Source organism: Streptomyces sp. NBC_01176, assembly GCF_045039825.1.
Classification (GTDB): Bacteria; Actinomycetota; Actinomycetes; order Streptomycetales; family Streptomycetaceae; genus Streptomyces.
On record NZ_CP108600.1, the window covers coordinates 6,914,764 to 6,927,618 of the forward strand.

A 12,855-nucleotide genomic window follows, 5' to 3' on the forward strand; every position below is an offset into this window, starting at 1 on the left:
CGTTCAGCCCTCCAGGCGGGCGATCGCCTCCGCCAGCCATGCTCGTTCCGCCTCGCCTGTCGCCCGGGCCACCCGCAGCATCCCCTCGCGGAACAGGTCGCCGGTCTCCTCAGCGCGCACGGGTCTGCCCTCGCTGTAGAAGAAGCTCGCGGGCGTCTCCAGGAACGCCTGCCGGCGCCGCAGGACCGCGGTCTGCTCCCGGGGGTCCGGGAGATGGCGCAGGAACGCCAGCAGCGTGTTGAAGCGCACGTGGTCGGTGATCTCGGCCTGCTTGGGGTGGCGCAGTCGCTCCAGCAGGTCCGCACGGCCCTTCTCGGTGAGGGAGAGGGTGCGGCGCGGGGCCGCGCCGGTGCCCGGCTCCGTGTGCTGGTCGATCTTGCCGGCCGTCACCAGGCGCGTGATGGCCGGGTACAGCGCACCGTCGCTCACGGGGCGCACGTGGCCGCTGAGCGCCTTGATGCGCTCCTTCAGTTCGTAGCCGTGCAGCGGTTCTTCGGCGAGGAAGCCCAGGATCGACAGCTCCAGCATCCGGTTCGGCCCCTTCTTGCGATCGTCCGAGCACCCATGGTACCTCTTATCGAGATACCTCGAAACGATGTATCTCGATAAGAGGGGGTCCTGGATGAACACCCACCGGAAGCAGCTCATCTCGCTCGCCCGCCCCGTCTACTTCTCGCTGCTCGCCTCCGTCGCCGCCGGGATCATCAACACCGTCTGGGTGTCCCGGCTCGGCGGCCCCGCCGTGGCCGCCGTCGCCGTCGCGACCACCGCCGAGAACGTGCTGCTCGGCGTCGCCCTGGTCTTCGCCTCCGGTACGACCGTCCTGGTCGCCCACGCCCGAGGGGCCGGGGAACCGGGCGCGGTCCGCGCCGCCGTACGCGGGGGAGGCGCCCTGTGCGCGGTGGTCACCCCGGTGGTCGCCGTCGGCGGGTATCTGCTGCGTGAGCCGCTGGCCCGGCTGGTGCTGGGCGGAGCCGGACACGCCCCGGCCCTGGCCGCCGGCTACTTCGCGATCTCCCTGCCGGGCATCGCCGTCTTCTTCGCGCAGAACCTCGTCGACGGAATCCTGAAGGGCGCCGGCGACACCCGCACCCCGATGCGCCTCGCCCTGCTGGCCAACGGGCTGATCCTCGGTCTCGACCCGCTGCTCATCCACGTGTACGGCGTGCGCGGCGCCGCCGCCTCCACCGTGCTGTGCCGCTGCGCGGCCCTCGCGGTGGGACTGCGCGCCCTGCGCGGGAACGCGCTGCTGCGTGAGGCCGCCGCCGCCGCGCCCTCGGAGGCCACCGCCGCCGCGCTGCGCCGGACCCTGCGGACCGGGCTGCCGATGTCCGCCGACTTCACCGTGCGGCAGGGCGGCACGCTGGTCCTGGTCGCGATCGTGGCGCGGCTCGGGGTGACGGCCGTGGCCGCGTACTCCCTCGCGTACAAGGTCATGTACGTCGCGACCATGGCGTTCTACTCGGTGCGGCAGGCCGCCTCGATCCACACCGCGCACATCCGGGGCACCGGCGGGGACGAGCGGGGTGCCATCGGCCGGCAGGCCGTCACGGTCTCCGCGACGGCGGGGCTGGTGGCCGCGGGTCTGCTGGCGGCGCTCGCGCCCTGGATCATGCGGGCCTTCGGCGCCGGACCGGAAGTCGCCCACCAGGGCGCGCTGTTCCTGCGCTGCGTGGGACCGTACCTGCTGCTGATGGCCTGCTTCATCGCGCTCGGCGGGGTCTTCGAGGGCAGCGGGGGAGCGCCGCTGCTGCTCCGGGTGACCCTGCTGGGCACCGCGGTCCAGCTGCCGCTCGCGTCCGCGCTGTCGGGGCTCGGGCTGCCCGGGATCTGTCTGGCGCTGGCGCTGTCCATGGCGGTCCAGTGCGTGGCCGCGGGGCTGCTGCTGGCCCGCGCCCGCCGTCAGGAGGGGCTCAGGGTCTCCCTGGTGCGGGCGGCCTGAGCGGGCAGGGTCGGGGCCGGGTGCGTCACCGTGCCCCACCAGAGTTCACGGGCGGCCAGCAGCGCGGCGGCCACCAGCAGCCCGTTGCGGGCGAAGAGCAGGGTGACGCCCAGCCAGTCGCTGATCACCACGTGCGAGAACCAGACCGGGAACTCCAGCACCGTGGCACCGCACGCGCCCAGCACCATCGCCACCGGCGGCGTCATCCGGCTGCCCCGGAAACACAGACAGACGGCGCCGATCCCGACCAGCCACACCATGTACTGCGGGCTGATGACCCGGCTGGTGGCGGTGAACATCAGGACCGCCACGAACGCGGCGTCGGCGAGGGTGTGCGACCGCAGACGCCCGCTGCGCAGCCGCCACAGCAGCAGCCAGCCCAGGGCGGCCGCGGTGAGCGTGAGGGCCGCCGCGCTCACCACGTCGACGTACGGGCCCAGGAACTCCACCGAGCCGTAGTTGAGCAGCACCTGACCGCTCCAGCCGAAGTGCCGGGCCACGTGGAAGACCAGGGAGCCCAGCGACTCGACCTCGGTGCCGCGGCCCCGCTGGGAGGCGAGGAAGGAGAAGGCGCCCGGCATCGCCGCCCAGAACAGCAGTGCGATCCCGCCTCCGGTCACCGCCGCCGCGGTCCACGCACGGCGCTTCACGGCTCCGGCGAGCAGCAGGACCGGCCACACCTTCAGCAGCGCCCCGAAGCCCGCGAGAGCCCCCATCACACGCGGGTGACGGACCCCCGCGAGCAGGGCCGCGACCGCCACGGCCGTCACCATCACGTCGTAGCGGGCGTAGACGGTCGGTCCGAGCAGCGGGAGGCCGGCCACCCACACCCAGGCGCCGCGGAGCGTCCTGCCCGGGCGCACACCGGCGTACCGCAGCAGCGCGAACACCACCAGGTCGGCGAGGAGGGCCAGCACGAAGAAGGCGGACGGGTAGTCCAGGAAGGGCAGCAGCCCGGGGGAGAGGATCGCGAGCGACGCGGCCGGCGGGTACTGCCAGGTCACGTCGTCGAGCGGGAAGGTGCCGGTGCGCAGGATCTCGTACCAGCCCCGGTAGATCACCGAGACGTCGCCGCTGACGTCCGGGCCGGGCAGCACGAACACCCTCAGCACGAAGAGCAGCAGCACCAGCCTGGTCAGGCCCCAGGCCCCGAGCAGTCCGTACGGGAACCTCGCGCCCCTTGCGCCCGTCATGCCCACCTGGCCCTCGTCCGTCCGATCCCGCGCGGTTCCGCGCGGAAACATGATGGCGCGCCGCACTGTGCGAGAGCCAAGAAGCGGGGCCGTGCGCGGGGGTGTGTACCGGACGCGTACGGGCGCGGGGGTTTCGGTACTGTCGGGCGCGATGCACAAGACCCTGATCGTGACCAACGACTTCCCGCCCCGCCCCGGCGGCATCCAGGCGTTCCTGCACAACATGGCGCTGCGGCTGGACCCCGAGCGGATCGTCGTCTACGCCTCCACCTGGAAGCGCGGCCGGGAGGGTGCCGAGGCGACGGCGGCCTTCGACGCCGAGCAGCCCTTCACCGTCGTGCGCGACCGCACGACGATGCTGCTGCCGACGCCGGGCGTCACCCGCCGCGCCGTCGGGCTGCTGCGCGAACACGGTTGTACGTCGGTGTGGTTCGGGGCGGCGGCCCCGCTCGGCCTGATGGCGCCCGCGCTGCGCCGGGCGGGCGCCGGGCGGCTGGTGGCCACCACGCACGGTCACGAGGCCGGCTGGGCTCAACTGCCCGCCGCGCGCGGTCTGTTGCGGCGGATCGGCGATTCCACGGACACGATCACGTATCTGGGGGAGTACACGCGCTCACGGATCGCCGCCGCGCTGAGCCCGGACGCGGCCGGGCGCATGGTCCAGCTGCCGCCCGGCGTCGACGAGAAGACCTTCCACCCCGGTTCGGGCGGCGCCGAGGTCCGTGCCCGGCTCGGGCTCACGGATCGCCCGGTGGTGGTCTGCGTCTCCCGCCTGGTCCCGCGCAAGGGGCAGGACACGCTCATCCTCGCCATGCCGCGCATCCTCGCCGCGGAGCCGGACGCGGTGCTGCTGATCGTCGGAGGCGGACCGTACGAGAAGGAGCTGCGCGGGCTCGCGCGGGAGACCGGTGTCGCCGACGCCGTCCGCTTCACCGGAGCGGTGCCCTGGACGGAGCTGCCGGCCCACTACGGCGCCGGGGACGTCTTCGCGATGCCCTGCCGCACCCGCCGGGGCGGCCTCGACGTCGAGGGCCTCGGCATCGTCTACCTGGAGGCGTCCGCGACCGGCCTGCCGGTCGTCGCCGGCGACTCGGGCGGCGCGCCCGACGCGGTCCTCGACGGCGAGACGGGCTGGGTCGTGCGCGGCGGTTCCCCGGACGACTCGGCCGACCGCATCATCACCCTCCTCGCCGACCCGGAACTCCGCCGGCGCATGGGCGAACGGGGCCGCGAGTGGGTCGAGGAGAAATGGCGCTGGGACCTCCTGGCAGAAAAACTCAAAACCCTCCTGTAGCCCACCCCCGTCCCATGGGCGCGGAGAACCGCGCAAGCCCCCCACGGACCCGCACGCCTTCACGGCCGCCCCCACCAACTCCCCAGGGGCGCGGGGAACGGCGCGCTCAGCCACAGCGCTCCCGCACATTCCCGCACACAGCGGCCCCCACCCCCCCCCCTCAGGGGCGCGGAGAACCGCGCAAGCCCCCCACGGACCCGCACGCCTTCACGGTCGCCCCCACCAACTCCCCAGGGGCGCGGGGAACGGCGCGCTCAGCCGCAGCGCACCCGCACATTCCCACGCACAGCGGCCCCCACCCCCCTCAGGGGCGCGGGGAACTGCGCAATACCCCGACGCACCCGCACATCCCCGCGCACACGGACCCCCACCTCCTCGAAATCCGGGCGAAGCCCCTAGGCGGAAGCCAATAATCCGCCGATGCTGCGCACATGACAGAAAATCTGACTCATCATCAGATGACTAACCGTCACCTGACAAGACGTCAGATCCTGGGCATGGCCGCCCTCCAGACGGCCGCCACCATCGGCCTCACCCGCATCGGCCTCCAATCGGCCCACGCCGCCGAACCCGCCGCCGTCGACAACGCCCCCGCGATCGTGATCGGTTCCGGCTACGGCGCCGCCGTGGCCGCCCTCCGCCTCGGCCAGGCCGGCATCCGCACGCTCGTCATCGAGATGGGCAGGCTCTGGAACACCGCCGACTCCGACGGCAAGGTCTTCTGTTCCACCAGCGCCCCCGACCAGCGCTCCATGTGGTTCCGCACCCGCACCGAGGCCCCGCTCGCCACGTTCCTGTGGCTGGACCTCGTCAACAAGGACATCGGCCGGTACCCGGGAGTCCTGGACCGCGTCCACTACGACCACATGTCCGTGTACGTCGGCCGCGGCGTCGGCGGCGGCTCGCTGGTCAACGGCGGCATGGCCGTCACACCCCCGCAGTCGTACTTCTCCGAGCAGTTCCCCGGCGTGGACGCCACCGAGATGTACAACACCTACTTCCCGCGCGCCCGCACCATGCTCGGTGTCAACACGGTCGACCCCACCTGGTTCGAGTCCACCGAGTGGTACAAGTTCACCCGGACCTCCCGCAAGGCCGCGGCGAACGCCGGCCTGAAGACCACGTTCGTACCGAACGTCTACGACTTCAATTACATGCAGCGGGAGGCTGCCGGCACCGCCACCAAGTCCGCGCTCGCGGGCGAGGTCATCTACGGCAACAACTACGGCAAGAAGAGCCTCGACAAGACGTACCTCGCCGCCGCGCTCGGCACCGGCAACGTCACCATCCACACCCTGGAGCGGGTCCGGGCCGTCCAGCGCGCCGCCGACGGTACGTACACCCTGACCGCCGACCGGATCGACACCACCGGCGCGGTGGTGGAGACCAAGCAGTACAGCTGCACGTACCTCTTCCTGGGCGGGGGCAGCCTCGGCACCACCGAACTCCTCGTCCGGGCCCGGGAGACGGGCGCCCTGCCCGCCCTGGACGCCAGCGTGGGCACGGGCTGGGGGACCAACGGCAACGTCATGACCGGCCGCGCCAACCACATCTGGGACACGGTCGGGGCCAACCAGGCCACGATGCCCGTCATGGGGATCGACGACTGGGCGAACACCTCCAACCCCGTCTTCGCCGAAATCGCCCCGCTGCCCATGGGGTTGGAACACTGGATCAGCCTCTACCTGGCGATCACCAAGAACCCGGAGCGGGCGTCCTTCAGCTACGACGCCACCACGGACTCCGCCAAGCTCGGCTGGACCGCGGCCCAGAGCGCGGTCTCGGTGAGCATGGCCAAGAAGCTCTTCGACCGGATCAACGCGGCCAACGCGACGATCTACCGCTACGACCTCTTCGGCGACAACAAGACCTTCGCCGACGACTTCTGCTACCACGCGCTCGGCGGCTGTGTGCTGGGCAGGGCGACGGACAACTACGGCCGGGTGAAGGGCTATCCGCACCTGTACATCACCGACGGCTCACTGGTGCCGGGCTCGATCGGGGTCAACCCGTTCGTGACGATCACCGCGCTCGCGGAACGCGGCATGGCGCGGATCCTCGCCGAGGACACCGCGCCATGAGAGCCGTAGAGCCGTAGAGCCGTACACCTGAGCCGGACGCGCCGGGATCAGCCCCGGTAGATCGCCTCGATCTCGTCCGCGTAGTCCTTCGCCACCACGTTGCGCTTGAGCTTCAGGGACGGCGTCAGGTGGCCCGACTCCTCGCTGAACTGGGAGGACAGAATGCGGAACTTCCGCACCGATTCCGCCTTCGACACCGCGGCGTTGCCGTCGTCGACCGCGTCCTGGATCGCACGTACGAGATCCGGGTCGTCGCGCAGCGACGCCGTGGTGGAACCCGCCGGTTTGCCGTGCTCCGCGCACCAGCGGCCCAGGAACTCCTCGTCGACGGTGACCAGCGCGCCGACGAACGGGCGCCCGTCGCCGACCACCATGCACTCCGCGACCAGCGCGTGCGCGCGGATGCGGTCCTCGATCACGGCCGGGGCGACGTTCTTGCCGCCCGCGGTGACGATGATCTCCTTCTTGCGGCCGGTGATACGGAGGTAGCCGTCCTCGTCGAGGGTGCCGATGTCGCCCGTGTGGAACCAGCCGTCGGCCAGCGCCTCCGCGGTGGCGGCCTCGTTGTTCCAGTACCCCTTGAACAGGTGCTCGCCGTGCAGCAGCACCTCGCCGTCGTCCGCGATGCGGATCACGGAACCCGGCAGCGGCTGCCCGACCGTGCCGATCTTCGTCCGGTCCCAGGGGTTGAAGGCGGTGGCCGCGCAGGACTCGGTCAGGCCGTAGCCCTCCAGGACCGTGAAGCCGATGCCGCGGAAGAAGTGCCCGAGCCGCTCGCCGAGCGGGGCGCCGCCGGAGATGGCGTACTCGCCGCGACCGCCCAGCACCGCACGCAGCTTGCTGTAGACCAGCTTGTCGAAGGTCTTGTACTTGATCTTCAGGCCGAGCGAGGGGCCGGACGGGGTGTCCAGCGCGCGGCTGTACGCGATCGCCGTGTCCGCGGCCTTGTCGAAGATCTTGCCCTTGCCGTCCGCCTGCGCCTTGGCGCGCGCGGAGTTGTAGACCTTCTCGAAGACGCGCGGCACACCGAGGATCAGCGTCGGCCGGAACGCGGCCAGCTCGTCGGTGAGGTTCTTGATGTCCGGGACGCAGCCCAGCTTGATCGGCGCCATCATCGGCGCGACCTGCACGAGACGTCCGAAGACATGGGCGAGGGGGAGGAACAGCAGCACGGAGCACTCGCCCGTGCGGAACAGCGGACGCAGCCGCTCCACGATGTTGCCGCACTCCGCGAAGAAGGCGCGGTGGGTGAGCACACAGCCCTTCGGCCGGCCGGTCGTGCCGCTCGTGTAGACGATGGTGGCCGGGTCGTCGGCCTTGGCCAGCGAGCTGCGCTCCTCGACGGCCGCGTCGCTGACGTCCTTGCCGGCACGGCCCAGCTCCTCGACCCCGCCGGCCTCGATCTGCCAGACGTGCTTGAGGGCGGGCAGCCGCTCGCGCACCGATTCCACGGAGGCCGCGTGCGTGGGCAGCTCGACGATGCAGGCGGTCGCGCCCGAGTCGCCGAGTATCCACTGCACCTGCTCCGCCGAGCTGGTCTCGTACACCGGCACGGTGACGGCGCCCGCGCTCCAGATGGCGAAGTCGAGCAGCGTCCACTCGTAGCGTGTGCGGGACATCAGGGCGACCCGGTCGCCGGGCTGCACACCCGAGGCGATCAGGCCCTTGGCCGCGGCCCGCACCTCGGCGAGGAACACCGTGGCGGTGACGTCCGTCCACGTGCCGCCCACCTTGCGGGCGATGACGGCGACGTCGGGATGCTGCGCGGCGTTTCTGCGGACGATGTCGGTCAGATTTCCGTCCGCAGGGACCTCGTACAAAGCCGGAAGGCTGAACTCGCGCAAGACTGCTGCTCCTCATAGGGCGCCGGCGCCACGACTCTGTGTGATGCGACGGTGCGGTCCAAGGCTCGGGCAGGTACCCGGGAAGATCGTTGTTGAAATCCTGAGTACGACTGGACGGCCCGGACGTTACCCACCGGTACGGCTGTTTCGATAGGGGGTCCCGGCGAGATGTTCCCTGCGTCACACAGGTTGGCGTTCCTTCGCGCACAGTAGTCCACGCCCTTCTCGGCGTGCCAGTAACCGCAGGTCCGACCGCCTCTGTTCACGTTTGCCGCACAGGCCTACGCTTGATCGCCATGGCACCCACACCAGGCGGTAACCGCAGGACGCGCATTCATGTGGTGAGTGACGTGCACGGCAACGCACGTGACCTCGCCCGGGCCGGCGACGGCGCCGACGCCCTGATCTGCCTCGGTGACCTGGTGCTCTTCCTCGACTACGCCGACCACTCGCGGGGCATCTTCCCCGACCTCTTCGGCACGGAGAACGCCGACCGGCTGGTCGAGCTGCGCACCGCCCGCCGCTTCACGGAGGCGCGGGAGTTCGGGGCACGCCTGTGGGCCGGCGTGGGGATGGACCGCCTCGGGGTCATCGAGAAGGCGGTGCGCAAGCAGTACGCCGAGCTGTTCGCCGCGTTCCCGACACCGACGTACGCCACCTACGGCAATGTCGACATGCCTCCGTTGTGGGCGGAGTACGCCGGACCCGGCACCACCGTCCTCGACGGCGAGCGGGTGGAGATCGGCGGCCGGGTCTTCGGCTTCATCGGCGGCGGCCTGCGCACCCCCATGCGGACGCCCTACGAGATCAGCGACGAGGAGTACGCGGCGAAGGTCGAGGCGGTCGGCGAGGTCGACGTGCTGTGCACGCACATCCCGCCGGAGGTGCCCGATCTGGTGTACGACACGGTGGCGCGCCGCTTCGAACGCGGGTCCCGTGCGCTGCTCGACGCGATCCGCCGCACCCGCCCCCGTTACGCGCTCTTCGGCCACGTCCACCAGCCACTCGTCCCGCGGATGCGGATCGGCGCGACGGAGTGCGTGAACGTCGGGCACTTCGCCGGTTCGGGGAGGCCCTGGTCGCTGGAATGGTGAACGCCAGGCGGGGTGGCAATGGTTCGGTCGGCGCGCGGTAGCCTTCACGCTGCACACACGTGCGCACCACCCTCCCTCACCGGACCGCACCTGGAGGAGCCACGGCGATGGCGGAACACACCAGCTCGAGCATCACGATCGAGGCGGCACCGGCTGACGTCATGGCGGTCATCGCCGACTTCGCCCGCTACCCGGACTGGACCGGCGAGGTGAAGGAGGCCGAGGTACTCGGCACGGACGGGCAGGGCCGCGCCGAGCAGGTACGCCTCGTCATGGACGCCGGCGCCATCAAGGACGACCAGACCCTGGGCTACACCTGGACCGGCGACCACGAGGTCTCCTGGACCCTGGTCAAGTCCCAGATGCTGCGCTCCCTGGACGGCTCGTACCTCCTCAAGCCGGCGGGCACCGGCGCCACCGAGGTCACCTACCGACTGACGGTCGACGTCAAGATCCCCATGCTGGGCATGATCAAGCGCAAGGCCGAGAAGGTCATCATCGACCGCGCCCTGGCGGGCCTGAAGAAGCGGGTGGAGTCGGGCGACGCGGGCTGACCCCGGTCCCCGCCCGGACCGACCCGGGTCCGCACACGCGCCGCCCGCGGGCCGGCGCGGGGCCTCCGGGAGCGCACGGGCGACGGGGCGGGGCTGCGGGGACGCCCGGCGCGGGTAGCGTTCCCTTCCATGCGCACCATCCTGATCACCGGCTCCGGCGGCACCGGCCGTACGACCCTCGCGGCGGCCACCGCGCTGAAGGCCGCGGGTGAGGGCACCCGCACCCTGCTGCTGAGCGCCGACCGCGCCGACACCCTGGGAGCCGCGCTCGGCACCGGCACGGGCGCGGAGCCCGCCGAAGCCGCCCCCGGCCTCACCACCTGGCGTCCCGACCCGACGGAACGCTTCCGCGAGGACCTCACCGCCTTCCAGGACCGCGCGACGGCGGCCCTCGATCTGCTCGGCGCCGCCCGACTGGACGCCGAGGAGCTCACCCCGCTGCCCGGCGCGGCGGAGCTGGCCCTGCTGCGCGCCCTGCGTGACGCGGCGACCTCGGACACCTACGACCTCCTGGTCGTGGACCTCCCCCCGACCCAGCGGGCCCTCGCCCTGCTCGCGCTCCCCGAGGAGCTCCGCCGCTACCTGCGCCGCCTGCTCCCCGCGGAGCGCCAGGCCGCCCGGGCCCTGCGGCCCGTCCTCGGCCGCCTCGCCGGCGTCCCGATGCCCGCCGAGTGGCTGTACGAGACGGCGGCACGCTGGGACGTCGAGCTGGCCGCCGTGGCGTCGGTCGTCGAGGACCGCGCCACGACCGTACGGGTGGTCGCCGAACCCGGACCGGCCGGCACCGACGCCGCCCGCACCGCCGTCACCGGCCTCGCCCTGCGCGGCCTGCGCGTCGAGACGCTGCTCGCCAACCGGGTGCTGCCCGCCGCCACCCCGGACACCTGGCTGGGGGCCCTCGCCGCCCAGCAGCGCAAGGCGCTCGACGAGTGGCGGGAGGCGTACGCCGTCCACGAGGTCCCGCACCTGGGCCGCGACCCGCGCGGGACCGACGACCTCGGCGCGCTCCCGCTGCCCGGTGTCAACGAAACGCCACCCCCGGTCGAGTGGCCCGTCCTCGACCACCTCGCCGAGGACGGCGTCCTCGTGTGGCACATCCCGCTCCCCGGCGCGATACGCGAGGAACTGGACCTGATCCGCAGGGGCGACGAACTGGTCGTCACCGTGGGGCAGTTCCGCCGGATCGTGCCGCTGCCGTCCGCGCTGCGCCGCTGCACCGTGGACGGCGCCGCGCTGCGCGGGGGAGAGCTGAGGATCCGTTTCGCGCCGGACCCGGATCTGTGGCCGCGCATCCGGTGAACCCGGTACCCCTGTTCGGGTAACGTCGAAGGGAGGAAACGTAGGCAGGAGTCCGCCATGAGTGAAGAGCGCACCACGTCCGACTCCGCTCAGCACGAGGCGGTGGACGAAGCGCGCGTCAGTGACGCCGACGCCTGGGCGAAGGCGTGCGCCGAGGATCTCGCGGCGGAGAAGGCCCGCCGCCGCACCCAGTACGGGCCTCCGTCGGGTTCCGCCTCCGAGGAACTGCGCAAACTCGTCGACGCGGTCGCCGACAAGCTGTCCGGTCTGAACTCACCGCTGTTCGGAGCGATCGCCTCCGGTACCGCCCAGCAGATGGTCAGCCAGGTCGTGCAGCAGGCCAAGGCGGCCGTCGAACCGGTCATAGAACGCAACCCCGACGTCTTCGACCACCTCGCGGCCGCGGGTTCCGAGCTGCTCGCCGCCTACCGCTCGGCCGTCGAGGCACAGGAACGGCGCTGGACGACCCCGGAGACCGGCCCTCGCGACGAGGGCACCGGTCCGGGGGAGCGGATTGACTTGGACTAAAGGCCGCTCGGGTACGGTTGGCCGTAGCGGGGCTCGACCGAAACTGAGGGATTCATGGGACTCACCATCGGCGTCGATATCGGCGGCACGAAGATCGCGGCCGGTGTGGTCGACGAGGAAGGCAACATCCTCTCGACCCACAAGGTGCCGACCCCCACCACGCCGCAGGCCATCGTGGACGCCATCGCCGCCGCCGTCGAGGGCGCGCGCGCGGGACACGACATCGTCGGCGTGGGCATCGGTGCGGCCGGATACGTGAACCGCCAGCGCTCGACGGTCTACTTCGCGCCCAACATCGACTGGCGGCAGGAGCCCCTCAAGGCCGAGGTCGAGGCGCGCGTGGGGCTGCCGGTCGTGGTGGAGAACGACGCGAACGCGGCCGCGTGGGGCGAGTACAAGTTCGGCGCGGGCAAGGGCCACCGGAACGTCATCTGCATCACGCTGGGCACGGGCCTCGGCGGCGGCATCATCATCGGCAACAAGCTGCGCCGCGGGCACTTCGGTGTCGCCGCCGAGTTCGGCCACATCCGGATGGTGCCGGACGGTCTGCTGTGCGGCTGCGGCTCGCAGGGCTGCTGGGAGCAGTACGCTTCCGGCCGCGCCCTCGTCCGCTACGCCAAGCAGCGGGCCAACGCGACGCCCGAGAACGCGGAGATCCTGCTCGCGCTGGGCGACGGCAACCCCGACGGCATCGAGGGCAAGCACATCTCGGTGGCGGCGCGGCAGGGCGACCCGGTGGCGGTGGACTCCTACCGGGAGCTGGCCCGCTGGGCCGGCGCCGGTCTCGCCGACCTCGCCTCGCTCTTCGACCCGTCGGCCTTCATCGTCGGCGGCGGTCTGTCGGACGAGGGCGAGCTGGTCCTCGACCCGATCCGCAAGTCGTACAAGCGTTGGCTCGTCGGGGGCAACTGGCGCCCCGTGGCCGACGTGATCGCCGCCCAGCTCGGCAACAAGGCAGGCCTCGTGGGCGCGGCGGACCTGGCCCGGGAGCCCGACCCGATCATGTGACGCCCGCGCCACACACAG

The 12,855-nt window shown here is 71.8% G+C and carries 11 protein-coding genes; 8 read left to right on the plus strand and 3 right to left on the minus strand.

Annotated features, from left to right (window positions below):
- Positions 1-3: 3 nt before the first annotated feature.
- Positions 4-528 carry a PadR family transcriptional regulator gene (locus OG199_RS29895; RefSeq protein WP_405832071.1) on the minus strand — a complete coding sequence of 175 codons (525 nt, stop codon included), beginning with the start codon at positions 526-528 and terminating at the stop codon, positions 4-6.
- Between the two features lie 94 nt (positions 529-622).
- Between OG199_RS29895 and OG199_RS29900 the strand changes: the two genes are divergently transcribed.
- On the plus strand, positions 623-1,942 hold the full coding sequence (locus OG199_RS29900; protein WP_405832072.1) for an MATE family efflux transporter: 1,320 nt from the start codon (positions 623-625) through the stop codon (positions 1,940-1,942).
- Here OG199_RS29900 and OG199_RS29905 read toward each other — a convergent pair.
- Positions 1,903-3,135, minus strand: coding sequence for a glycosyltransferase family 87 protein (locus tag OG199_RS29905; protein WP_405832074.1), 1,233 nt, complete (start codon positions 3,133-3,135; stop codon positions 1,903-1,905). The two genes, OG199_RS29900 and OG199_RS29905, sit on opposite strands and share 40 nt — an antisense overlap.
- A 151-nt stretch (positions 3,136-3,286) precedes the next feature.
- On the opposite strand from OG199_RS29905, the gene OG199_RS29910 reads away from it, so the two are divergent.
- Positions 3,287-4,429, plus strand: coding sequence for a glycosyltransferase family 4 protein (locus OG199_RS29910; protein WP_405832076.1), 1,143 nt, complete (start codon positions 3,287-3,289; stop codon positions 4,427-4,429).
- Between the two features lie 497 nt (positions 4,430-4,926).
- The gene (locus OG199_RS29915) at positions 4,927-6,510 is read left to right on the plus strand and encodes a GMC oxidoreductase (RefSeq protein ID WP_405832077.1); all 1,584 of its coding nucleotides are present in this window, start codon (positions 4,927-4,929) and stop codon (positions 6,508-6,510) included.
- Positions 6,511-6,557: 47 nt separating this feature from the next.
- Here the strand turns inward: OG199_RS29915 and OG199_RS29920 are convergent, their stop codons facing one another.
- Positions 6,558-8,354, minus strand: coding sequence for an AMP-binding protein (locus OG199_RS29920; RefSeq protein WP_356808711.1), 1,797 nt, complete (start codon positions 8,352-8,354; stop codon positions 6,558-6,560).
- Between the two features lie 296 nt (positions 8,355-8,650).
- Between OG199_RS29920 and OG199_RS29925 the strand changes: the two genes are divergently transcribed.
- The 5 genes from OG199_RS29925 (at position 8,651) to OG199_RS29945 (ending at position 12,837) form a co-directional block, all read left to right on the plus strand.
- The gene (locus OG199_RS29925) at positions 8,651-9,448 is read left to right on the plus strand and encodes a metallophosphoesterase (protein ID WP_356808713.1); all 798 of its coding nucleotides are present in this window, start codon (positions 8,651-8,653) and stop codon (positions 9,446-9,448) included.
- Between the two features lie 107 nt (positions 9,449-9,555).
- A complete protein-coding gene (locus OG199_RS29930; protein ID WP_351725067.1) occupies positions 9,556-10,002 on the plus strand; it encodes an SRPBCC family protein in 447 nt (148 codons plus the stop codon).
- Between the two features lie 129 nt (positions 10,003-10,131).
- Entirely contained in the window at positions 10,132-11,301 is a 1,170-nt protein-coding gene (locus tag OG199_RS29935) for an ArsA family ATPase (RefSeq protein ID WP_405832079.1), read from the plus strand.
- Between the two features lie 57 nt (positions 11,302-11,358).
- A complete protein-coding gene (locus OG199_RS29940; RefSeq protein ID WP_405832080.1) occupies positions 11,359-11,829 on the plus strand; it encodes a DUF5304 domain-containing protein in 471 nt (156 codons plus the stop codon).
- Positions 11,830-11,883: 54 nt separating this feature from the next.
- Positions 11,884-12,837, plus strand: a complete 954-nt coding sequence (locus OG199_RS29945; protein ID WP_266698616.1) for an ROK family glucokinase — start codon at positions 11,884-11,886, stop codon at positions 12,835-12,837.
- Positions 12,838-12,855 lie beyond the last annotated feature (18 nt).

What these genes read in the sequence shown, in the direction of transcription:
- OG199_RS29895 (WP_405832071.1), bottom strand. Translation starts at nt 528, where the DNA reads ATGCTGGAGCTGTCGATCCTGGGCTTCCTCGCCGAAGAACCGCTGCAC.
- OG199_RS29900 (WP_405832072.1), top strand. Translation starts at nt 623, where the DNA reads ATGAACACCCACCGGAAGCAGCTCATCTCGCTCGCCCGCCCCGTCTAC.
- OG199_RS29905 (WP_405832074.1), bottom strand. Translation starts at nt 3,135, where the DNA reads ATGACGGGCGCAAGGGGCGCGAGGTTCCCGTACGGACTGCTCGGGGCC.
- OG199_RS29910 (WP_405832076.1), top strand. Translation starts at nt 3,287, where the DNA reads ATGCACAAGACCCTGATCGTGACCAACGACTTCCCGCCCCGCCCCGGC.
- OG199_RS29915 (WP_405832077.1), top strand. Translation starts at nt 4,927, where the DNA reads ATGGCCGCCCTCCAGACGGCCGCCACCATCGGCCTCACCCGCATCGGC.
- OG199_RS29925 (WP_356808713.1), top strand. Translation starts at nt 8,651, where the DNA reads ATGGCACCCACACCAGGCGGTAACCGCAGGACGCGCATTCATGTGGTG.
- OG199_RS29930 (WP_351725067.1), top strand. Translation starts at nt 9,556, where the DNA reads ATGGCGGAACACACCAGCTCGAGCATCACGATCGAGGCGGCACCGGCT.
- OG199_RS29935 (WP_405832079.1), top strand. Translation starts at nt 10,132, where the DNA reads ATGCGCACCATCCTGATCACCGGCTCCGGCGGCACCGGCCGTACGACC.
- OG199_RS29940 (WP_405832080.1), top strand. Translation starts at nt 11,359, where the DNA reads ATGAGTGAAGAGCGCACCACGTCCGACTCCGCTCAGCACGAGGCGGTG.
- OG199_RS29945 (WP_266698616.1), top strand. Translation starts at nt 11,884, where the DNA reads ATGGGACTCACCATCGGCGTCGATATCGGCGGCACGAAGATCGCGGCC.